A 22,600-nucleotide genomic window follows, 5' to 3' on the forward strand; every position below is an offset into this window, starting at 1 on the left:
TAAATAAAATAATTTAAAATAATTATTATTTCGAAATCGTATTAAAATTTCTTTATCAAAAAAAGCAAAATGTTTAATTAAGACTCTTGCATTTTAATTAATTTTGCCTTTAATTTACACCCTGTAAAATTTTAAAACAATATAATTTAGTTAAATATGGAAATGAATGTTTCAAAAAATGATGAGCAAGTAGTTGCTAGAAAGGCAGGAGGTTTAAATCCAGCTGTTATTATTCCTATTCTATTTGCTATAGGAGTATGTATTTATTTATTCGTTCTTGGTAGCCCAGGAAACTTTAAAGATGCAGACAAACTAGGAAGTGGATCTGTAGCTTTTTCAAGTGTTGAAGGAAAAGACATTCACCCAGAATCGTTTTTAGGTATTATCTACAAAGGAGGGGTTATCGTACCAATCTTGATTACTTTCATGATTACTGTAATCGTTTTCTCTTTTGAAAGATATTTCGTTCTTGGTAAAGCAGCTGGAAAAGGAAACTTAGACAACTTCGTTGTTCAGGTAAGAAGCTTACTAAACCAAAACAAAATCGACGAAGCTATCGAAGAGTGTGACAGACAACAAGGTTCTGTTGGTAACGTAGTAAAAGAAGGTCTTACTACTTATAAAGCACTTGCTCACGATACTACATTAAATAAGGAGCAGAAAATGGTAGCACTTAACAAAGCTATCGAAGAAGCTACTACTCTTGAGATGCCAATGCTTGAGAAAAACATGATGATCCTTTCTACTTTAGGTACAGTTGCAACGTTAGTAGCACTACTAGGAACGGTAATCGGGATGATCAAGGCGTTCTTCGCATTAGGTTCAGGAGGTGGTACTCCGGATGCTGCTGCTCTATCTACAGGTATCTCTGAAGCCTTGATCAACACGGCATTAGGTATTGGTACTTCAGCAATCGCTATTATCCTTTACAACTTCTTTACATCTAAAATTGACGGATTAACTTACAAGATCGATGAGATCTCTATGAGTATCCAACAATCTTTCGCTGAATTCAACTAAGAAATTAGCAAGATATTTGCATTAGCAATTAAAAGAAGTTTAATTAAAAATATTTTATAATAATGGCGAGAGTCAAACCAAAAAGACATGGAGTAATTACGGACATGACTGCAATGTGTGACGTTGCGTTCCTACTCCTTACGTTCTTTATCTTGACCACTCAGTTTAAAAAACCTGACGTGGAGCAGATCAAACCGCCATCTTCAATTTCGGAAAAATTGCTTCCTGATGCTAGTTTAATGACTATCAATGCTACTCCGGACGGAAAATTCTATTTCCAGCCAGTAGAAAACGCATCAGAAAGAGTTGCTCTTTTGGATAAAATGGGACAAAAGTATGGAATTACTTTTAACAACAATCAAAAGGCTGCTTTCCAGAAAGTTCAGGCAATCGGTGTTCCAATGAACCAGCTTAAAGGCTACTTGGATATGTCTGAAGATGAGCAGAAAAATTATAAGAGTCCTACAGGAATTCCTATGGACAGTACAAATAAGCAATTAATTGATTGGGTAAAAGAAAGTTTGAGCGTTAATCCTGACTACAAGTTAGCAATTAAAGGTGACGTTACTACTCAATACCCTAAAGTGAAAAGCTTATTTGAAGGTTTAAGAGATATTGATTTTCTTAAATTTTGGTTGATTACATCACAAGAAGGTAAACCTAACGAATAATATCGATAGAAATGGCAGAAGTACAAGTACAAGAAAAAGGCGGCAAGGGCGGCAAGGTCCGTTCCAAGAAGCAGAGTACCAGAGTCGATATGACTCCGATGGTGGACTTGGGTTTTCTATTGATTACCTTCTTTATGTTCACAACTACGTTCAGTAAACCGAATGTTATGGATTTGGGTCTTCCGGCTAAACCGAAAGATGAAAAACAAAAACCACCTCCAACAGAAATTAAACTTTCTAACTCAATTTCTATCTTATTAGGAAAAAATAACAGAGTTTTCTGGCACCAGCAGGATGCTACATCCTTGAATGACCAGACACTTATGGAAACTACCCTTGATAGAGAAGGAATCAGAAAAGTAATTCAGCAGGCAAAATCTAGAGCTGCAGATCAAACGAAATTTACCGTGATCATTAAGCCGACTGACGATGCTGTATATAAGAACTTTGTTGATATTCTTGACGAAATGGCAATTACCAAGAGTGAGCAGTACGGTGTTACTGATATCAAGCCTTGGGAGAAAGCTGTGTATGAGAAAAAGTAGGAGGTGCTGCTGCACCGGCTGCTGCGACAAAGTAATTTAACCATAAAATTGTTATATCTAATCTATGGCAGATGAAAATGTATACGGTCAGAATCTTACTTTAGACGAAATCGTATTTGAAAATAGAAACAAGGAATATGGTGCCTATGATCTTAGACATCAGTATCCGAGACTTTTAACAAAGTCTTTTATCATCGGAACAGCTTTATTCCTTTTGGCAGCTTTGTCTCCGTTCATCTATCTTACGATTAAAAATCTTACAGCTCCGCCTAAGCAGGAAGTAAAGGCAGATCTAGTAGATATTATCGAAGAAGATCCGATTATCGAGCAGCCTAAAGAAGAAGAACCACCTCCACCACCTCCACCTCCAAAAGAAGAGGAGAAAATTGAGGTTATTCAGAACGTGGTTCCTGAGCCTGTAAAAGCTCCGAAAATTGAAACTCCACCACCACCGATTTCTAAGCAGTTGGAAACGACAACTGGTTTACAGAATCAGGAGGGGGTAAAAGCTCCGGCTTATACGCCACCACCGCCGCCACCATCTACAGGTACTAAAGCAAGTACAGTAGAAGTAAAAGCGAACAACCCTAACGAGATCTATAAAGATGTTGACCAGTCTGCAGAATATCCTGGAGGTATGGGAGCATTAAGAAAGTTCCTGGGTGATAACTTCGATACTTCCCTGATGGAAGGAGGTGAAGGAACACTTAAAGCTAAGCTTAAGTTCGTTGTAGAAAAAGACGGAACTGTATCAAACGTTACTATTGAGGAGAAATCTCCAAATGGTGACTTCAACAATGAAGCTGTACGTGTAGTTAAGAAACTTAAAAAATGGACTCCTGCGAAGAGAAACGGGGAGAGCGTTAGATCTTACTATAGTGTACCATTTACTATGAACTTTGAATAAGACTTATTTATTCAAAATATAAATAAAAAGAGAGGCATATGCTTCTCTTTTTATTTTTTTTGGTATTTTTGTTACATGATGTTCAATTGGTTATCCCTGGTTACAGGATTGTTTTATATCGTTTTAGGAATTGTAGTGATTGTCTACAAATTCTTCTTTACTATTTTAGAACCTGCTGTTGCCTATGCATTAGGAATAGTACTGGTTATTTATGGTATTTTCAGAATTTACAGGGCGATCTCAAGAATTAAACAATCGAGAAATGAAGAATAGTTTCAAGCTTGCAGTAATTTTTGCTTTGAGCATAATGCTGGCAGGCTGCAAAAAGGAGAAAAATGCTCCTTCCTATCACAAAGGTGATCTCACAATTTTTACTGACGAATCCTTTCAAAGCGTTACAGAAGCATTAGCTGAAGGCTATATGATCAACTACCCTGAAACCCACATCAAAGTAGAAACCAAGAAGGAAGATTTAGGGCTTCTCGATCTTTTAAAAGGAAGTGCTAAAGTGGTGGTAATGTCCAGAAATCTTACTCCCGAAGAAATAAAAACATACGAGGAAAGAACAGATTTAAAGTTTCTTCCCGCCAGATTCGCTGCAGATGCAGTCGTTTTTGTTGTGCCTAAAGATTCTCCGAAAGAAAGTATTTCTATGGATGAAATCAATAACGGGCTGATGTCTGATAAAAAAGAATTTATCTTTGACGGAACCAATTCAAGTAATCTGAATTTTGTTGCTGAAAAATTTAAAAAACAGCCAAAAGACCTGAAATTTTCCATTATTCCCGGAAATCAGAAGATTATTGAGGAACTGGGAAAGTATCCGGATAAAATAGGCGTTATTGGCCTTAATACTTTTAGCCGTCCTTATGATAAAACTTCGGAAAGATTAAGAGAGATGGTAAAGGTTCTTCCTGTAGTAGACAAAGGAAAATCATATAACGCAGATTTTGATGGACTCCGTACTATGGAATATCCGTTTACAAGAGTACTTTACTTTCTGATTAACGAAGGTAATTTTAATATCGCCAATGGATTTATAAGATTTTCATGTACCCATTTGGGGCAGAAAATTGTACAGAAAGAAGGTTTGCAGCCTTATAATCTGTATAAGAGAAAGTGCAGATGCGTTAAAAAAATTAAATTCACAATTTATTCCCACTAAAAATAAGGATTTGGTCTGAAAATTGTGTAGAATATAACTCAATTATTTAGAAATATAAAATGAAAGATATAATGAATATGAATGTAAAGAAGATTGCTTTTGGAGCAGCCGTGGTATTTTTTACCGGTTTCGCCTCTGCACAGACACTGCAGGATGGTATCAACAGTATAGACAGTGATAAATTTGCACAGGCAAAAACAAACTTCACTGAAATGATCGCTAAAGAGCCTACAGCTGAAAACTACTTCTATTTAGGAAATACTTTCTTAAGACAAGGAGAGCCGGATTATGCTAAAGCAACTGAGAATTTCAACAAGGGATTAGCTGCTGACGGTAAAAGCTATCTTAATAAAATTGGTTTAGCCGCTGTTAAATTAGGAAAGGGTGATAAAAATGCCGTTGCTGAAATTCAGAAAGTAGTAACTGATTCAAAAGAAAAAGATGCTGAAGTATTATTCAGAGCTGCAGAAGCTTTAACTTTATTCGAAAAGAACAGTTCCCCTGATCTTGCTATTCAGTACCTTAATAAAGCTATTGAAAAAGCTGAGAAAAAAGGAGTTCCTGCACATTATTATTATACATTAGGAGACGCTTACAGACTGAAAAGATCTCCGGGAGAGGCTATGTCAGCTTACGACAAAGCGTTACCTGTAGCTAAAAATAAAGCTTCCGTTTACACGAGAATGGCTACATTATGGATGGCTGCACAGGTATGGCAAAAAGCGAAAGAGAGCGTTGATAAAGCAATTGCAGTAGACCCTACTTATGCTCCGGCATACAAAGCACTGGCTGGTTATGATATCAGATACCAACAAAATGCAAAAGCTACACAAGACCTTATCAACTATACAAAATATGCTGATGAGGATCCATATACTCAATTAGAAATTGCTAAATTATACTTCACAAATGAAGACTACGCAAACTCTAAAATGGTGTTGGACAAGATATTTGATAAAATTGACGATCCTATTAAGTTCAAGCTAAGAGCTTACAACGCATATGCAGACAGAAACTATGCAGATGCCAAGCAAAATATGGATACTTTTGTTTCTCAGGCTGAGAAGACAAGAATATTGCCTGCTGACCAAGGTTTACAGGGACTTATTGCTGCTGGTTTAGCAAAAGATGAAAAAGATGCTGCTAAAAAATCTGCTCTAATGGCTGAAGCTCAGCAAAAAGTGGGTATTGCAAAAGCGGCTAAGGATGAAACAATGAAGTGGGATCTTGAATTGGCTAACATCGCAGGTGGTGGAGGTGCTTCTCAGGCAGAAGCTGACAAAGGACCTACTAACCCTACAATTGAAGCGTTGAAAAAGCAGGTTGCTGCAAACAGCCAGGACTCTGATGCTTTATTTAAGCTGGCAACGGCTTACCAGGATGCTAAAAACTGGAACGGAGCCATCCTTACATGGCAGAAAATGTCTGCTCTTCTTCCAGACTGGGCGCCGGCATATTATAGCCAGGGATATTCTTACCAGCAGGCAGGAAACAATGAAGCAGCAAAATTGGCTTATGAGAAATTTATCAGTACAGTAAAACCTGCTGATCAGGAAGCTAACAAGCAGACCCTTGCTTACGCTTACTTCGCAGTGGCGTACATGAGTAAAGATTCTGATATTGCAAAAGCAAAAGATTATGTTGCTAAGTCTTTACAGTTAGATCCTACTTACCAGGATGCTGTAAAATTAAATGCAGAAATCAACAAGTAATTTAAAATTTAAATTATAGATATTAAAACTTCCCATTCGTAATGTTTGGGAAGTTTTTATTTTAAATCCTATATTTGAATCTATGAAAACTGATATACTTGCTTTTGGTGCACATCCTGATGATGTGGAACTGGGATGTGGAGGAACTATTGCTAAAATGGTTTCTGAAGGAAAAAAATGTGTGGTTGTAGATCTTACAAGAGGTGAGCTCGGAACAAGAGGAACAGATGAAACCAGAAAAACGGAGGCGGCTGATGCTGCCAAAATCCTGGGGCTTTCCGCAAGAGAGAACCTGGGAATGAAAGATGGTTTTTTGGTGAACTCAGAAGATTATCAGATGAGGATCGTAAAAATGATCCGCAAATACAGGCCAGAAATCGTTTTAGCTAATGCAATTGATGATAGACATCCGGATCATGCAAAAGGAGCGAAATTAGTGTCGGATGCGTGCTTTTTGTCCGGACTGAGAAAAATTGAAACGGTTTTGGAAGGAGAGAGCCAGGAAGTATGGAGACCGAAGCATGTTTTTCATTACATCCAATGGAAAAATATTCAACCGGAATTTGTTATTGACATTTCTGAGTTTCTTGACAAAAAGATCGCTGCATGTATGGCCTACAAAACCCAGTTCTATGATCCGACTTCTAAAGAACCTGAGACCCCAATTACCACAAAAGACTTTTATGAGAGCTTAACTTACCGTGCGCAGGATCTAGGCCGGTTATCGGGAGTTACTTATGCTGAGGGGTTTACGTCTGAGAAGTTAATTTCTTTGAAAAATTTTGACGGAATTGTTTGGTAGTTGAGGAAATTGTCCTATATTTGCACTCAGAAAACGGTGATTGTAGCTCAGTTGGTTAGAGCGTCGGATTGTGGTTCCGAAGGTCGTGGGTTCGAGACCCATCATTCACCCAAAGAAAGTACACTTTTTAAAAGTGTACTTTTTTATTTTCTATCCATTTCAATCATTGGCAACTCTGTTTTTGTTTACTTTTTATTGAATACTTTTTTCAGTCTGTACCTTTAAATCTTGTGTAGGTATGCAAAAATGGTTTTTACTAAAACCTTGAAGTACTCTATGGGGAGTTGAAGTTGATATTCATATTTTTAGATAGAATGTCTTCAGAGCATAAAAAAAGCATCTTTTTCAGATGCTTGTGTTTTTAGATATTCTTTTTTTAAACCTCGTCGTCAGAATCTATTGTGTAAGATCTGCTTTTGAAGTCCTTGTCATGTTTTTCTGAAATTACATCCTCACCCTTTTCATTAATGATGAAATCTGTGGACTCATTAAACATCTCCTGGAAACTTTTAAAATCTTCCTTGTAAAGGTAAATTTTATGCTTCTCGAATGTAGCTTCCCCATTCTCTCCGAAATTCTTCTTACTCTCGGTAATTGTAAGATAATAATCTCCTGCTTTCGTCTCGCGCACATCAAAGAAATAAGTTCTTCTTCCTGCTTTTAACACCTTCGTGAAAATCTCATTTTCATGGCGTTCCTTGTATTCACTCATTGTTAGATATTTTTTAATCTTGTTAAGAACAAATATAAAAGAATTCTTTTAATCACAAAATTTTTTATGATTTATTTAACAATTGAGAACGAAATGGCTATGCGGTTACAGAATTGGTAATTTCAGTCAGGTTGATAATTTGGTGGGCTTTTTGAGCGCTAGACTCTCTGTGTGTGATAATTATGGAAGTAGCGTTACTGATTTTTTTATCAATATTCTCCAAAATATTGTGCTCTGTTTCGGTATCTAAGGCAGACAGAGAATCGTCAAAAATAATAATAGTAGGGTTCTTAATTAGAGCTCTTGCGATACAAATTCTCTGCTTTTGTCCCCCTGAAAGCATGACGCCACGTTCACCTACAAGTGTTTTATATTGCTCTTTGAACTCGACAATATTTTTGTGAACATCTGCAATATTGGCATACTCTATCACTTTCTCATGAGAAGGATAGTCGATGGCAAAACCAATATTATTTTCAATAGTATCTGAGAATAAATAGCTTTCCTGGGGAATATATCCCAGAAAGTTTCTGTAGTTATCCAGATTATGATCTTTCAGGTTTTTACCATCAATCAGAATTTCTCCTTCACTTGGGTCAATCAGTCGGCATAAAAGAAGGGCAATTGTTGATTTTCCGCTTCCGGTTTTACCCATAATAGCCAAAGATTCCCCGGCTTTTACTTTGAAACTTAAATTATCCAGTGCCTTGATTCCCGTATTAGGATACACATAAGAAACGTTTCTGAATTCTATATCTCCTTTAATAGGATAGTTTTCAAAATTAGTGTTAATGATCTCAGATTTCTTATCCATGAATTCATTGATTCTCTGCATAGATGCTTCAGCTCTCTGGTTCACGGAAGTTACCCATCCAACCATAGAGAATGGGAAAATCAGCGTGTTGATATACATGAAGAAATCAGCAATCTTACCAATGCTTAACTCTCCGGCAATGTATTTTGTGCCACCTATCAATATAATGGCAACGTTCAATAATCCGATGACAAAAAGAATAATGGTGAAGAAGTAGGCTTCTGTTTTAGCCAGGTCCAAAGCTTTATTCTGATAATCAGTAACCTTAATTCCGTAGTTTTTTTCAATGTATTTTTCTCTTGCGAAAAATTTTACAACACGGATTCCGGAAAAACTGTCCTGAACAAAAGTGGAAATTGCAGACTGGCTTTTCTGCATGATCTTAGACTTTTTATTGATGATCGAACTTACCTTATAAATAGCATATGATAAAATAGGAAGCGGAAGTAAAGTCCACATCGTCATGGAAGCATCCGTTTTTACCATATAAATAGCGGTAATCAGTACAAGAACAATCAGGTTGGCCACATACATTACTCCGGGACCGAGATACATTCTTACCGCCACTACATCTTCACTCAGTCTGTTCATCAAGTCTCCAATGGTGGTCTGCTTATAATCCGTTAAAGATAAATTCTGATAGTGTCTGTAAATTTTATTTTTAAGTTCGTATTCTATCCTTCTGGAAGCAACAATGATAGTCTGTCTCATCATAAAGGTAAAGAATCCGGTCAGAAGAGAACATCCCACGATAATTCCAACATAGATTAAAACCTGTTGGTTAAAGCCAAGATTCCCGCTTTTGGTAAGCTCATCTACAGATTTACCTACAAACTGAACCTTATATATATTAAAGAAATTACTGGCAATGATAAATAGTACCCCCCAAAACAATAGTATTTTGTGTTTCCAAAAATAAGGGTTTAAGGTTTTTAGCGCTTTCATATAGTTTGACAAAATTACAAAAATGTCATCACACTACGAATTTCATCAATTTTAAATTTTGTATCTTTGCACCCATAAAAAAGCTCTTTGAATGTTAGGAAGACGACAAATCCGTGAAAAAGTAGTACAGACAGTGTATTCATACTACCAAAACCCTGTAAAATTTGATGTTTTAGAGAAAAACATGTTTGCCGGGATAGAGAAAATCTATTATCTGTACATCTATCAGCTCAATTTTTTGGTAGCGCTGAAAGAATTGGCAGAACATCAGATCGAAATTGGTAAGAATAAGTTTCTTAAGACTGATGCTGATATCAATCCTAACCAAAAATTCATCAATAACCAGGTATTGCTTAAACTGGAAGAAAATCCTGAAAGATTATTTTTACTGGCCAGCACAAGCAGTTGAAATGGGATATGCATGATGATTTATTGGTAAAGACTTTCCAAAGAATTACTGCAGGGAAACGTTATCAGGATTTCATGAAAGAAGAAGGTTACTCTTTTGAAGAAGATCAGAAGTTTATTGGTAAATTATTCTTGAGATATATTGCTGAGAATGAAGATTTTCATGATTATTTAGGAGATAAGGAACTTTCATGGTATGATGATATCCACATTGCCAACTCAATGGTACAGAAAACAATTGGTTTCCTGAGAGAGGATGAAGAAAGCAGAACTTTGATCAAGATGATTAAAGATGAAGATGATAAAACTTTCGCTGCAAAACTGTTGAAAGATACGTTGAACAACTGGGAGAACAATGAAAAGAAACTGGAAGAAAGACTTGAAAACTGGGACCTGGAAAGAGTTTCTCTAATGGATAAAGTAATTTTGTCTACAACAATTGCTGAACTTGATAACTTTGCTTTCACGCCTTCAAGAGTCATCATTAATGAATATATTGAAATTGCAAAAGTATTTGCTACAGACCGTTCCAATATTTTCATCAATGGTATTTTAGATAAATATTGTAAAGATCAAAATAGAATATAAAATGAAAAAGACGTTATCAATTATCGCCTTGTCAATTATAGGCTTTGGGTTAGTTTCATGCAAAAAAGAAAACAAAGAAACTCAAGGTACTGAAACTGCAACGACTGACTCTGCAGCTGTTGCGGCTCCTCTAACTACTGATTCTGCAGCAACACCTGCAACTGGTGAAGCAGCTGCTCCGGTTTCTAATCAACCGTCTACTTCTGTTGCTTTATCTGAAAACAGTTTTGATTTCGGAAAAATCAAAAAGGAGATAAAGTAGAGCATGTATATGAAATTACCAACACGGGGAAAAATCCATTGATCATTTCTGAAGTGAAGCCAGGATGCGGATGTACAGCTCCGGACTTTACGAAAGAACCCATTATGCCTGGCAAAAAAGGAAAAGTTACATTGCACTTTGACTCTTCAAGCTTTGACGGAAACGTTCAGAAGTATGCAGATGTTTTTGCAAACGTAGAAAAAGCGCCGATCAGATTAACGTTCACTGCGAACATTCAACCATAATAATTAAAATATGCTGACACTATTTTTACAGGCACAGCCTCAGGGATCTTCATCAATGATGCTGATCACGATGGGTGTAATGTTTGTAGGGTTTTATTTCCTGATGATCAGACCTCAGATGAGAAAACAGAAGCAGGAAAAAAACTTTCAGGAAAACCTTAAAGTAGGAACGAGAGTCGTGCTTACATCAGGTCTTCACGGAAGAATTGCTCAGGTTCAGGATGACGGTTTTGTAATTGAAACTTTATCCGGAAAGCTGAAATTCGAAAAAGCAGCGGTTTCAAGAGAAATGACAGAAGCCCGCTTTGGAGCAAAATCTGCTGGTAAGGCAGATGATAAAAAAGAAACAGTAACTGAAGAAAAAATAATTCAGTCTGAAAATATCTGTCTGCGGCGGGTGAACGAAGTTCACCCTCCTTTATGCATAATGATAAAAGGTAAATTGATCCTGTGTTTATTTATGAAAACAATGGGTGAAATTAGTGGTTAATAAAATTTATCTTTGTCACATGAATCAAAACACAAACAAAACGGTCCTTATTTTGGGAGCCAATTCAGATGTAGCCAAGCAATGTATAAAGCAATATCTGGAAAAAGGGTTTTCAGTAATTGCTGCTTCCAGAAATACAGCTTCACTGGAAAATTTTATCGACTCGAATAACCTGGATCATTCAAAAGTTTCTGTTTTGTATTTTGACGCCTCAGATTTTGATTCTCATCAGAAATTCTATTCCGGCCTTTCCGTAAAACCTCATATTGTGGTCTATGCCGCAGGGTTTTTAGTAGACAATCAAAAAGCGCTAACTGATTTCAAGGGAGCAAAGCAAATGATGGAGGTCAATTATATGGGAGGGGTGTCTGTTCTCAGTATTATTGCAATGGATAAAAGCAATAAGAATCTGGAAAGGATTGTCGGGCTTTCTTCATTGTCGGAGTAAGAGGAAGGAAAAGTAATTTTGTCTATGGAAGTACAAAAGCCGCATTTACACAGTTTCTGGCCGGATTGAGACAGGAACTGGCTTCCCGTAAAATCATTGTGAATGCTTTGGTCATCGGTTATATCAGAACAAAAATAAATGAAGGACTGGATTTGAATGAATCTCTGATCATGGAACCGGAGTATGTAGCGAAATTCATTGTTAATGCAGGAAATTCTTTTACCGTTGTTCCAAACTTTAAGTGGAAAATTATTTACCATATCCTTAGGCTTTTACCGGAAAATCTGGCGGCAAAATTACCTTAAGTACTGTTTATTTAATATTATTTTCTTCAAGGTTGATACACTTCGGTACCGTTTTTGTAATTCTATGACCCGAAAATTATTTCTTCCTGCAAGATTCAGTTTCTGAATGATTATTGAGTAAAGCTGAAACATTCCGTTCTGCTTACAATCTGTTTTTAAGGATCAATATAATTTACTTTCACTCCGGGAGTGTAAGGTAAATTTCTGTTTAAATTTTGCAGGAGATGTCAATACCTTATAAATAGTAAAACACATACATAATACAAAAATGGACGATTTAGAATTGAACAATATCCAGCAGCACTGGGACACATTAATCTCTTCAGCAATTTCCTGGGCTCCGAGAATTTTTACTGCAATCATTTCTGCATTATTAATTTACCTGATTGGATCATGGATGATAAGAATGATCAAAAAACTGGTTGAAAAAGCCTTCAAAAAGCGGAATATGGAAGCTTCTCTGCAGCATTTCCTTTTAAATATTATCAATTGGGGACTGAATATTCTGTTGTTCATTGTCGTTGTAACTCAGCTGGGAGTGCAGACTTCTGCATTTGTTGCCATGATTGGTGCGGCAGGTCTGGCTGTAGGTTTGGCATTGCAGGGCTCTCTGACGAACTTTGCCGGTGGAATTTTAATTTTATTATTAAAACCTTTTAAGATTGGTGATTTTATTTCTACCAGTTCAGGCGTTTCAGGAACTGTAGAGGCTATAGATATTTTTCATACGAGACTGATTACACCACAGAACCAACTGATTGTTATCCCTAACGGAGTAGTGTCCAATAATAGCATTACCAATTTTACCCAGCTGGGAACACGAAGAACCTCATTGGATATCGGAGTTGCTTATGATGCAGATTTAAGACATACAAAAGATCTTTTAATGAATGTCATTAAAAATAATCAATACGCTCTTGCAGCACCTGCTCCACAGGTAGTAGTAACAGAACTTGGAGAGAGTGCGGTCAATTTATCTGTAAGGGTAAGCTCTTCGACTGAAAATTTCTGGGCGATGAACGAGGAACTGATCATCAGTTGTAAAGAAGCTCTCGACAAAGCAGGAATCGGAATTCCTTTTCCACAGAGAGATGTACATATTTACAATCAATAATTATATTTAATTTTTTTAAGAGACTCCTGCATGATACGATGTGGGAGTTTTATTTTAATCCATATCCTGCAGCAGGTCCAAGGCCTTCATCATATCAATTCCCTTGCCCAAAACCGGCTTGAACAAATCCCCCTTTTCTTTAATTCTTTCAAGAGCATTATCAATATTAAAATCCGTAGGTTTCACTCCAGGTTTTAATTCATCCCAATCCAAAGGCATAGAAACTGAAGCTCCCTGTTTGGGTCTTAAGCTGTATGCACTTGCCAGGGTTTGCCCTGTTCTGTTCTGCAGATAATCAAGATAAATTTTTTTGTTATCTCTTTTCTGAAGGCTTCTTTCTAAGGTGGTGAGTTCAGGGAGTCTTTCATTCACCTGCTTCATCAGAATATGGGCGAAGTCTTTTACCTGGTCAAAATCATATTTACCACCCATCGGAATATAAACGTGAATACCGGTGCTGCCTGAAGTTTTACAGTAACCTTTTATTTTAATTGATTTTAAAACTTCATTCACCTGAAGGGCTGTTTCAATCACATCATCAAATGTATTCTTTTTTGACGGATCAAGATCCAAAACGAGGTAATCAGGATGGTCAAGGTCAGGAAGTGAACTGTTCCATGGATTCATATCAATACATCCTAAATTATTCAGATAGGCTAATGTGGCTTTATCATTACAGTAAATATAATCAATGTATTTGTCATTCGATTCAGAATATACCTGCGTGGTTTTTATCCAGTCAGGTATGGTGTCTCCTGCATCTTTCTGATAAAAGCCCTGTTCTTCAATTCCGTTTGGAAACCGGTTGAGAGAAGAGGGCGGTTCCTCAGATAAGGCAAAATATAAGTCGCCACAGACTGGTAATAGTCAATAACCTTTCCCTTCGTAATACCATCTTTAGGAAAATAGATCTTATCCTGATTGGTCAGTTTAACTTTATGCTTATCTAATGTGATCTCCTTTTCTTTTTCAGAAACTTCGGTTTTTTTAGATGATGTTTTTGTCTTCATTTCTTTAGGTTTTTCGGTGAAGGATGATTCCTTGATATCTTCTGGTTCTTTATCCTCTCTGACGGTTATAAATACAGGGTGCCTGAATATTCCATCCAGGGTAATCTCAGAATATTTGATTTCGCATACCAGTTCCGGCTTTATCCAGGTTACAGGCATATTCGTTTTAGGAATTTTTTCGAAAGGTGAAGATTGTACAATTAATTTCTCAAGTCTTTGATAGAGTTCCTTTAAAGACGTCTTATTAAATCCCGTACCTGTATGGCCGCAATACGTAAGCTTTTGATTAATATATCTCCCCAGGATCAATGCCCCGAAACTTTCACGGGATCCTCTCGGTTCCGTAAAACCGCAAATAATTACTTCTTCAGTATTTGAAAATTTTATTTTAAGCCAGTCAGTGGTTCTGTGGTTTTCAATATACAGGCTATCTGCCCGTTTTGCAATCATACCTTCCAGCTGCATTTTTTCATTTGCTTAAAAAATTCAATACCTTTTTCAGGAATATGATCGCAGTATTTAATGGCATCAGTTTCAATTAAGGCTTCTTTTAAAAGTTCTTTCCGCTGAATGAGCGGAAGTTCTTCAGTAGAATGACCATTCAGCCAGAGAAGGTCAAAAACCTGGTAAACAAGTGGAGCACCGGGATTATCTGCGATTTGCTGTAAAAGCTGGAAATTGGGTTTCCCCTGTTCGTCATAGGCTACAACTTCGCCATCCAGGATCATTTGATATCTTTGTCTATCAAAATCCTGGCTGATTTTATCGAATTTTGATAAAAATGAAATTCCGTTCCGTGAATAAAAAAGTGGGGTTTCATGGCTGAGGTCTGCAATGGCTCTGTAGCCGTCCCATTTTATTTCGAATATCCAGTCTTTATCGTTGAAAGCATCTTCAGAAAGCTTGGCCAGCATTGGTCTGATGAAAGATGAAAGCTTTTTTCGTTTGTTAGAGAATTAAAACTTCTGAATGGTTTTTCAGTAGTTATGACTTCTTTTTTCTTTTATTTTTAGGCTTTTTTCCTCTAAAAACTGGGAAACCAAAGATTTTGGTGATGTATTTTCTTCAGCATCATACGGACTTTCCGCAAATTCATCTTTATGCTTAATGAGCAGCCATGAATTGTCCTCCGTATTTTTCATTTTAACCAAGGCAAATTCACCTTTCAGCTTTTTACCGTGTAAAATGAATTTTAGAGATCCTGAATGCAATTCTTTCAGAAGCTCTTTTTCATCAGAAAGTTTACTGTTTTCTTCCAGAGGTTCGTACGTTCCGCTGTCCCAGATTTCTACCTGTCCGGCACCATAATTTCCTTCCGGAATATTTCCTTCAAAATCTTTATAATCATAAGGATGATCTTCTACCATCATGGCAAGGCGTTTATCTTTAGGATCTAAAGAAGGCCCTTTCGGGACAGCCCAGCTTTTCAATACGCCTTCCATTTCAAGGCGGAAGTCATAATGAAGTCTGGTTGCAGCATGCCTTTGGATTACAAAAATCAGCTTATTCTTACTTTTCTTTGTTTTTCCTTTGGGTTCGCTGGTTTCATCGAACTTTCGTTTTTTATGATAATCTTTGAGAGCCATTACGATGCGGATTTGGATTTAGAAGTATTTAAGCTGGCTTTTAACTGCGCCATGAGATCGATCACCTTACCTTCTTTTGCAGGCTGTGCTTTTCTTGCTTTTATATTTTTGCCTTTGGCTTTCTGCTTGATGATTTTCATCAATTCATCAGAATAGGTATCTTTATACATTGCGGGGTCAAATTCCTGGGAAAGCTGTTCAATCAGGCTTACTGCCATTTTAAGCTCTGCAGGTTTGGGTGCCTTTTGAGCAGGAATTTTTAAATCAGCATAATCTCTTATTTCCTGGTCAAACCTTAAGCGGTTCAGGACCAGAATTTCATCGTTGTAAGGACGTATCATTCCGATCGCTTCGCTTTCACGGAGTACAAAGGTCCCTATGCCCACCATGCCGGTCTTTTCAAGTGCCTTCAATAAAAGCCTGTAGGCACTTTCTCCATTTTTCTGGGGTTCCAGGTAATAAGGCGTTTCAAAATAAACACTATCCACTTCCTCTTCTTTAACGAACTGGTCAATGGAAAGTATTTTTGTTTTTTCAGGGCTTGCTGCTTCGTAATCTTCTTCATCAAGAACGATGTATTTGTCGTCCATGAGATAACCTTTGACGATGTTTTCCCATTTCACTTCTTTTCCTGTATTTTCATTGACTCTTTTGAAGCGGATATTGGAAAAATCAGATTTATCGAGCATATCGAGATCCAGTTTTGTGGTTTCCGTTGCTGAGTAAATTTTAACAGGAATGTTTACTAAACCGAAGCCAATGGCGCCGTTCCAAATTGCTTTCATTGTCTTACGTTTTTAAAAATCAAGCAATTAATATGCCGCCAGAAGCTCATGTGGTACCTTTTGTGAACTTTGTTACCAAATGACAATTGTTTTTAGCGGTGACTTTTATACCTTTATATAAATCCGTGGTTGATAATAGATATGGAAGAGCTTTTTACTTATATCAAAAAATTCGTAACACTGAATCCTCAGGATGAGCTTTTGATTGCTGAAGGAATTCAGGAAATTACTGTAAAGAAGGGGGAACTTTTTGTAGAAGCAGGGAAAGTAAGCCAAAGAATTGCTTTTGTGAATAAAGGTGTTTTCCGGTCTTTATATTATAACAGACAGGGAGATGATTTCACAAGGTATTTCATTTATGAAGGGCGGTTTATCGGGGATTTTCAGGGCTTTACTGATCAGCTGCCCGCCCATGAAGATATTGAAGCGATTACTGATGCTGTCCTGTTGGTGATTAATTTTAAGCACTTTAAAATTCTGGAAGATAAAATTGCTGTATGGCCGGTTTTGTTTGCAAGAATCCATGCCTTTGTTGCTGAAAACAAACTCAAAGTGGCGAGCATCATGCTGAATCAGGATGCAAAATCGCGCTATATTCACTTTTAAATCATTATCCCGGCCTTGCTAACAGGGTTCCATAGTCTATGCTGGCATCTTATCTTGGGGTTACTCCTTCATCGCTGAGCAGGATCAGGAGAAATATCTTATAAGGTTTGAGAGCAGGAGATAATAGAGTTTGTGGGTTTTACTACTTCTGATATCTCATAATCGCTTTTGTCAAATGACAATGGTCTTTCCTGTTGACTGTCATAGCTTTGCTTCATAAAAATTAAGTATAAATATGGATATTGTATTAGGACTACAATGGGGAGATGAAGGTAAAGGCAAGTTCATTGATCTTATCAGTGAAAATTATGACATTACAGCACGTTTTAATGGTGGATCTAATGCTGGACACAGCATAGAAAGAAACGGTCGAAGAATCACGCTGAAAATGATTCCTTCCGGGATTTTTATGCAAGGAGTACAGAATGTGATAGGGACAGGCACTGTTCTGGATCCTGTAAGCTTTAAAAGAAATACTAAATCTTCAGGTATTTGATAAAACCATTCAGCCGGAAAACACTATCATTATTTCTCAAAAAGCGCACCTGGTAATGCCAACGCATAAGCTTCTGGATATTTTTATGGAGGAAAGCTCTGAGTATACCACGGTAGGAACTACAAGAAATGGAATTGCTCAGGCGTATTCAAACAAAATATTAAGGCAGAATCTGAGAGCAGGGGATATATTTTCATCAGATTTTCAAAGCAGGGCACAGCATATCTTAGACAGAGATTACAGAATACTGGAAGAGGGAGGAATGATTGTTTTGCCTGCTTTAGAGGAAATCAGTAAAGAGTTTTTGAAGCGGTGGAATTCCTTAAAAAATTCAATTGTACAGAAACTGAGATTTATCTTAACAAAGCTCTATCTGAAGGTAAAAAAGTGTTGGCAGAAGGATCTCAGGCAGCGATGCTGGATATTGATCACGGTACTTATCCGTATGTAACGTCTTCTTCAACGACGGCATCAGGGGCGAGCAGCGGATTAGGTGTTTCACCGAAAAAGATCGGTGAAATTTACGGAATTGCGAAAGCATATTGTACCCGTGTTGGAAATGGTGCATTCCCTACGGAACTTTTAGATGAATTTGGAGATGATCTCAGAATGAAAGGGAATGAGTTTGGTTCCAATACAGGACGTCCGAGAAGAACAGGATGGCTGGATCTTCCTGCTTTAAAATATGCAGTGATGATCAATGGGGTCACTCAATTGGTTCTGACAAAAGCCGATGTTTTGAGTGGATTGAAATCGGTAGCAGTTTGTACACATTATGAACTTGAAGACGGAAAAGCAGTATCCGTTTCGGGGTTACTTCCGGAGAATGGAAAGCCGGTATTCAAATGGATGAATGGCTGGAATGCTGATTTTTCTGCAATGAAAAGCCCTTCAGAGCTGCCAAAAGAAATGAATGAATTTCTATCATTTCTGGAAGCGGAATTGGGAATTCCGGTGGCTTATCTTTCTACCGGACCGGGAAGGGAACAGATGTTGAAGTTGACCATTAAATAATTTAGACCAGTTTGCATATACTGATCTGATAAACAAGAAGAGGCTGTCTCAAAAGTCAAATAAGCTGACGCTGCCACTCTGAACAAAATGTAATGGAGTGAAGAATCTTGTATTATCAATTGTGATGAAACAGCCTCTTTATCTGTTAAAATAGTTTAATTAACTTTTGTAAGGATAAAACGCTGCTTTGTAGAAGGCTGAACCGTTTGAACCGTAGTTGCCGATTACAATAGGAGTAAGATTGGTCGTTAAGCCGTCTTTTACCTCTAATCTCAAGGCTGGTGCATTCTTTGGGGTAAATCCAAAGCCATTGTTTCCCAGATTGAATAATAGCCATTTCTGGGAATCTGTATTGGCATGGGTTCTTAATTCAACAGCAGTTCCGTTCGTTGTTCCGCTACCTTTTACAGTCAGTACTTTTGAGGGATCAAGTATGGATTTGATGATATAATACCCGTGATCTGATTTGCTGAAAGTAAATCTCTGGTTATTCCCTGTAGAAGCGGAATACAGAATTATGCTGGTGCCGTCTGTCGTGGAATTTCCGGTAATATCTATATTTTTATCATTCGCTAAAGCTGTTGTCATGGTATAAGTTCCGTTGATTGCAGCACTGGCATTAACAGGTCCATACAAATGATTTATTCCTGCATAATCACCTGCAGATAATCCTGTTCGCTGATCGGTAAAGGTGGATCCGTCCAGCTTAGTCATTACAGGCTGGTTTGGGTCTATGGCAAAGTCTGTAGACCCATATACCATCACTGATCCGAAATCAAATGCACCATATCCTTCGTAATCATTGTAAAGGCTGAAGTTATGACGGCTGCCTTCCACGGCTTTGTTAACATCTACAATAATATACTGATCTCTGTCCGGACGGCACTGTTCATGCAGGATTCCCATTGAGTGCATTATTTCGTGGGCAATAATGCCGGGAGACATGATATTATAAATTGTAATGCCGTTTACTCTGTTTTTTTGCCATCCAAGTGGTGAGCTGTTGCTTCTTGTATAAGTAAAGGTGATATATTCTGCTTGATGAGTACGTTCAACAAACTGCATACTGGTTTGGGAAGAGATCATATCAAACGCTTTGTTGATATTGGTAAGGAATTTATTGTAATTCTGAGTACTCAGATTTCCCTGGCTGGGTAATGTATAATAGACTGTTGCATTCGGCCAAGTCTTAATAAAAGAACTTACAAAGGTGCTTTTCTCAGCTGTGGATATTCCGGAACTGGCCTGCATCTTTAATTTGTCAAACTGCTCAGCACTAATAGTAATATCATCTGCATAAAAATATTCACCATTCACTTCATTAACATAGGTGTATTTTCCATTAATTAATAATTTGTGAATCTTTGCATTGTCCAGCTTCGTTGTTGTTTGATCTATTGAATCTGCCTGTGCATTTTCAATATCTGGCCTACATGAATTCAGCGCCAGAATATTTGATTTGCAAATGAAAATTAGACTTTATACTGATATAAAGTCTATTCTGTTGATAAATAAGAAAGTGTGCTGAATTTGTAAAGTCATGAACCCGGCATCATGCTGCCTCATGAACATATATTTTTGTAAAATTAAATTGAAGATTCCTGTAATTGAGGATATAAAAAAAGCGAGGTAAAACCCCGCTTTATATTTATGCTTTTAAGTTCAATTGTAATTCCAGTTCGTCGAGCTGTGCATCAGCAATAGAAGCTGGAGCGTCAATCATTACATCTCTTCCCGAATTGTTTTTAGGGAAAGCGATGTAATCTCTGATGACTTCGTTTCCGTCAAGGATCGCTACCAGGCGGTCAAACCCGAATGCCAGACCTCCGTGTGGCGGTGCGCCATATTTAAAGGCATTCATAAGGAATCCAAACTGAGCTTCTGCTTCTTCTCTGGTAAATCCTAGTAAATCAAACATTTTAGACTGAAGATCTCTGTCAAAAATTCTGATAGATCCTCCTCCGATTTCATTTCCGTTAAGAACCATATCATAAGCGTTGGCTCTTGCTTTTCCAGGTTCAGTTTCCAATAAATGGATATCTTCCGGTTTTGGAGAGGTAAAAGGGTGGTGCATTGCATGGTATCTTTCAGTGTCTTCGTCCCATTCCAACAGAGGGAAGTCAACAACCCAAAGTGGTGCAAACTCGTTTCCTTTTCTTAATCCTAAACGGTTTCCAAGTTCCATTCTCAACGCAGAAAGCTGAGCTCTTACTTTGTTTTCGTTTCCGGAAAGAATCAACATGAGGTCACCTTCTTTTGCACCGAATTTTTCGATAATTTTCGCTAAATCCTCTTCACTGTAGAATTTGTTTACTGATGAGGTCTTTACACCATCATTCTGGAATTTTACCCAAACCATTCCTGAGGCACCGATCTGAGGACGTTTTACCCAATCAACAAGTTCATCGATCTGTTTTCTTGTATATTCTGCACAACCTTCTACATTGATTCCGACAACCAGTTCAGCATCATCAAATATTTTAAATTCTTTTCCTTTTACCAGTTCATTCAGTTCTACGAACTCCATTCCGAAACGGATATCCGGTTTGTCATTTCCATATTTTCTCATCGCATCTGCGAAAGTCATTCTTGGGAAGTCTCCGAATTCCTGACCTGTAATATCTTTTAAAAGAGTTTTAGTCATTCCTTCAAATACGTTCATAACATCTTCCTGCTCTACAAAAGCCATTTCACAGTCGATCTGTGTAAACTCCGGCTGTCTGTCAGCTCTTAAATCCTCATCACGGAAACATTTTACAATCTGAAAATATTTATCCATTCCACCTACCATCAAAAGCTGTTTGAAAGTCTGTGGAGACTGTGGTAATGCATAAAATTGTCCCGGATTCATTCTGCTTGGCACGACGAAGTCTCTTGCTCCTTCCGGAGTAGATTTGATCAGTACAGGAGTTTCCACTTCAATGAAACCTTCATCAGACAAATAATTTCTTACTTTCTGCGCCATTTTGTGACGGAAGATCAGTTTATCTTTTACCGGATTTCTTCTGATATCCAGGTAACGGTATTTCATTCTTAATTCCTCACCGCCGTCGGTTTCATCCTCAATGGTGAAAGGTGGCAGCTGAGAATCATTCAGAATCGTCAGTTTTTCCACAAGAATTTCAATTTCTCCTGTCGGAATATTAGGGTTTTTGCTGACTCTTTCAATAACTTTTCCGGTAGCCTGAATCACAAATTCACGGCCCAGTTTTTTAGCCTCTTCCATCAACTGTGCTGAAGAACGCTCCTGGTCAAAAACCAGCTGGGTAATTCCGTAACGATCTCGAAGATCTACCCAAATCATAAATCCTTTATCACGGATAGTCTGTACCCATCCTGATAGTGTAACTTCTTCATTCAGATTTTTCAGAGATAGCTCTCCGTTGGTGTGTGATCGAAACATAATTATTTGTTTAAAGTTCAATGTTTAAGGCCCAATTCCGGACCTTGAATTTTTCGTTGGCAAAGATAAGATTTTTGCAGGTTTTATAAATAAAAAAACTTCCTTTCGGAAGTTTCATATATTGTTTTTAGATTTTTAATCTCTATTGCCGCCTTTCGCTATCAGAATTTTCTTTATTTCTTCACTGCCTTTTGTATCATCAGCAACTTCAAGAGGTGTTTTGTTCTGACATTTTTTGTTAACATTGGCTTTATTGTCCAAAAGGAAGTTCAGAATATTCTTTCTGTCAGCCATCACACTGAAACCAAGAGGTGAATAAAGTATATCTCCAACAAGGAAACATTTGTTGTAATCTCCCGGGGCAAACTGTTTTTTAAATGTTGCTATATCATCAGAATAAATGGCTTTCATCTTTTCCTGAGTCATTCTCTGGGCCGATAACATGCTTCCGGACAGTAACATTCCAAATAGAAAGATAGTAGAGATTATTTTTTTCATAAGAATAATTTTTAAGAATATACAAATCTAAATTAAATTTTATTACCAA

22 protein-coding genes, 1 tRNA gene and 4 pseudogenes are annotated in these 22,600 nt (G+C 37.4%); 17 read left to right on the forward strand and 10 right to left on the reverse strand.

Translation table 11 applies throughout. The annotated features are described in order from the left end of the window. Window positions 1-156: 156 nt before the first annotated feature. From OWR28_RS04615 to OWR28_RS04655, 9 genes are all read left to right on the forward strand, one after another. Window positions 157-1,020: a MotA/TolQ/ExbB proton channel family protein gene (locus OWR28_RS04615; protein WP_002976280.1), complete on the forward strand. Its 864-nt coding sequence runs from the start codon at window positions 157-159 to the stop codon at window positions 1,018-1,020. 62 nt (window positions 1,021-1,082) lie between these two features. Next, window positions 1,083-1,691: an ExbD/TolR family protein gene (locus OWR28_RS04620; RefSeq protein WP_002976281.1), complete on the forward strand. Its 609-nt coding sequence runs from the start codon at window positions 1,083-1,085 to the stop codon at window positions 1,689-1,691. 11 nt (window positions 1,692-1,702) lie between these two features. Beyond that, the gene (locus tag OWR28_RS04625; protein ID WP_332385667.1) at window positions 1,703-2,236 is read left to right on the forward strand and encodes a biopolymer transporter ExbD; all 534 of its coding nucleotides are present in this window, start codon (window positions 1,703-1,705) and stop codon (window positions 2,234-2,236) included. A 64-nt stretch (window positions 2,237-2,300) separates the two neighbouring features. Continuing rightward, window positions 2,301-3,143 carry an energy transducer TonB gene (locus tag OWR28_RS04630; protein ID WP_332385668.1) on the forward strand — a complete coding sequence of 281 codons (843 nt, stop codon included), beginning with the start codon at window positions 2,301-2,303 and terminating at the stop codon, window positions 3,141-3,143. Window positions 3,144-3,218: 75 nt separating this feature from the next. Beyond that, entirely contained in the window at window positions 3,219-3,416 is a 198-nt protein-coding gene (locus OWR28_RS04635) for a DUF308 domain-containing protein (RefSeq protein WP_332385669.1), read from the forward strand. Beyond that, entirely contained in the window at window positions 3,406-4,308 is a 903-nt protein-coding gene (locus OWR28_RS04640; RefSeq protein ID WP_332385670.1) for a substrate-binding domain-containing protein, read from the forward strand. The genes OWR28_RS04635 and OWR28_RS04640 overlap by 11 nt, the downstream gene beginning before the upstream one ends. A 59-nt stretch (window positions 4,309-4,367) precedes the next feature. Continuing rightward, window positions 4,368-6,020: a tetratricopeptide repeat protein gene (locus OWR28_RS04645; RefSeq protein WP_332385671.1), complete on the forward strand. Its 1,653-nt coding sequence runs from the start codon at window positions 4,368-4,370 to the stop codon at window positions 6,018-6,020. An 82-nt stretch (window positions 6,021-6,102) separates the two neighbouring features. Beyond that, entirely contained in the window at window positions 6,103-6,822 is a 720-nt protein-coding gene (gene bshB1 / locus OWR28_RS04650; RefSeq protein ID WP_332385672.1) for a bacillithiol biosynthesis deacetylase BshB1, read from the forward strand. 35 nt (window positions 6,823-6,857) lie between these two features. Further along, a tRNA-His gene (locus tag OWR28_RS04655) sits at window positions 6,858-6,933 on the forward strand. Window positions 6,934-7,198: 265 nt separating this feature from the next. On the opposite strand, the gene OWR28_RS04660 is transcribed toward OWR28_RS04655, so the two are convergent. Together OWR28_RS04660 and OWR28_RS04665 are read right to left on the reverse strand one after the other, a co-directional pair. Continuing rightward, window positions 7,199-7,534 (reverse strand): DUF3276 family protein, encoded by a 336-nt coding sequence (locus OWR28_RS04660; RefSeq protein ID WP_002976288.1) that lies wholly within the window; start codon window positions 7,532-7,534, stop codon window positions 7,199-7,201. 97 nt (window positions 7,535-7,631) lie between these two features. Continuing rightward, a complete protein-coding gene (locus tag OWR28_RS04665) occupies window positions 7,632-9,293 on the reverse strand; it encodes an ABC transporter ATP-binding protein (RefSeq protein WP_332385673.1) in 1,662 nt (553 codons plus the stop codon). A gap of 91 nt (window positions 9,294-9,384) precedes the next feature. Between OWR28_RS04665 and OWR28_RS04670 the strand changes: the two are divergent. From OWR28_RS04670 to OWR28_RS04695, 6 genes and pseudogenes are all read left to right on the forward strand, one after another. Continuing rightward, window positions 9,385-10,289: pseudogene (locus OWR28_RS04670) on the forward strand (transcription antitermination protein NusB). A gap of 1 nt (window position 10,290) precedes the next feature. After that, window positions 10,291-10,796: pseudogene (locus OWR28_RS04675) on the forward strand (DUF1573 domain-containing protein). A 10-nt stretch (window positions 10,797-10,806) separates the two neighbouring features. Then, window positions 10,807-11,136: pseudogene (gene yajC / locus OWR28_RS04680) on the forward strand (preprotein translocase subunit YajC); the annotation flags it as partial. 169 nt (window positions 11,137-11,305) lie between these two features. Continuing rightward, the gene (locus OWR28_RS04685; RefSeq protein ID WP_332385674.1) at window positions 11,306-11,734 is read left to right on the forward strand and encodes an SDR family NAD(P)-dependent oxidoreductase; all 429 of its coding nucleotides are present in this window, start codon (window positions 11,306-11,308) and stop codon (window positions 11,732-11,734) included. Then, the gene (locus tag OWR28_RS04690; RefSeq protein WP_332385827.1) at window positions 11,722-12,039 is read left to right on the forward strand and encodes an SDR family NAD(P)-dependent oxidoreductase; all 318 of its coding nucleotides are present in this window, start codon (window positions 11,722-11,724) and stop codon (window positions 12,037-12,039) included. Before OWR28_RS04685 ends, OWR28_RS04690 begins: the two co-directional genes overlap by 13 nt. 268 nt (window positions 12,040-12,307) lie before the next feature. Further along, on the forward strand, window positions 12,308-13,153 hold the full coding sequence (locus OWR28_RS04695; protein ID WP_332385675.1) for a mechanosensitive ion channel family protein: 846 nt from the start codon (window positions 12,308-12,310) through the stop codon (window positions 13,151-13,153). Window positions 13,154-13,207: 54 nt separating this feature from the next. Here the strand turns inward: OWR28_RS04695 and OWR28_RS04700 are convergent, their stop codons facing one another. From OWR28_RS04700 to ku, 5 genes are all read right to left on the reverse strand, one after another. Further along, complete coding sequence (locus OWR28_RS04700) at window positions 13,208-13,942, reverse strand: non-homologous end-joining DNA ligase LigD (protein WP_332385828.1); 735 nt, start codon at window positions 13,940-13,942, stop codon at window positions 13,208-13,210. Then, window positions 13,885-14,628, reverse strand: coding sequence for an ATP dependent DNA ligase (locus tag OWR28_RS04705; RefSeq protein ID WP_332385676.1), 744 nt, complete (start codon window positions 14,626-14,628; stop codon window positions 13,885-13,887). Before OWR28_RS04705 ends, OWR28_RS04700 begins: the two co-directional genes overlap by 58 nt. After that, on the reverse strand, window positions 14,610-15,077 hold the full coding sequence (locus tag OWR28_RS04710) for an ATP-dependent DNA ligase (protein WP_332385677.1): 468 nt from the start codon (window positions 15,075-15,077) through the stop codon (window positions 14,610-14,612). Before OWR28_RS04710 ends, OWR28_RS04705 begins: the two co-directional genes overlap by 19 nt. A 63-nt stretch (window positions 15,078-15,140) precedes the next feature. Further along, window positions 15,141-15,749, reverse strand: a complete 609-nt coding sequence (locus tag OWR28_RS04715; protein WP_332385678.1) for a DNA polymerase ligase N-terminal domain-containing protein — start codon at window positions 15,747-15,749, stop codon at window positions 15,141-15,143. Continuing rightward, entirely contained in the window at window positions 15,749-16,534 is a 786-nt protein-coding gene (gene ku, locus OWR28_RS04720) for a non-homologous end joining protein Ku (RefSeq protein ID WP_332385679.1), read from the reverse strand. Before ku ends, OWR28_RS04715 begins: the two co-directional genes overlap by 1 nt. 141 nt (window positions 16,535-16,675) lie before the next feature. On the opposite strand from ku, the gene OWR28_RS04725 reads away from it, so the two are divergent. Beyond that, window positions 16,676-17,140 carry a cyclic nucleotide-binding domain-containing protein gene (locus tag OWR28_RS04725; RefSeq protein WP_332385680.1) on the forward strand — a complete coding sequence of 155 codons (465 nt, stop codon included), beginning with the start codon at window positions 16,676-16,678 and terminating at the stop codon, window positions 17,138-17,140. Between the two features lie 235 nt (window positions 17,141-17,375). Then, a pseudogene (locus OWR28_RS04730) lies at window positions 17,376-18,650 on the forward strand (adenylosuccinate synthase). A gap of 159 nt (window positions 18,651-18,809) precedes the next feature. Here OWR28_RS04730 and OWR28_RS04735 read toward each other — a convergent pair. The 3 genes from OWR28_RS04735 to OWR28_RS04745 form a co-directional block, all read right to left on the reverse strand. Next, entirely contained in the window at window positions 18,810-19,967 is a 1,158-nt protein-coding gene (locus tag OWR28_RS04735) for a M12 family metallopeptidase (protein WP_332385681.1), read from the reverse strand. A 331-nt stretch (window positions 19,968-20,298) separates the two neighbouring features. Continuing rightward, the gene (gene aspS, locus OWR28_RS04740) at window positions 20,299-22,053 is read right to left on the reverse strand and encodes an aspartate--tRNA ligase (RefSeq protein WP_332385682.1); all 1,755 of its coding nucleotides are present in this window, start codon (window positions 22,051-22,053) and stop codon (window positions 20,299-20,301) included. A gap of 135 nt (window positions 22,054-22,188) precedes the next feature. Continuing rightward, window positions 22,189-22,551 (reverse strand): ankyrin repeat domain-containing protein, encoded by a 363-nt coding sequence (locus OWR28_RS04745; RefSeq protein WP_332385683.1) that lies wholly within the window; start codon window positions 22,549-22,551, stop codon window positions 22,189-22,191. Window positions 22,552-22,600: the final 49 nt, after the last annotated feature.

The sequence above is a fragment of the Chryseobacterium sp. 1B4 genome, from assembly GCF_036631475.1.
GTDB lineage: Bacteria > Bacteroidota > Bacteroidia > Flavobacteriales > Weeksellaceae > Chryseobacterium.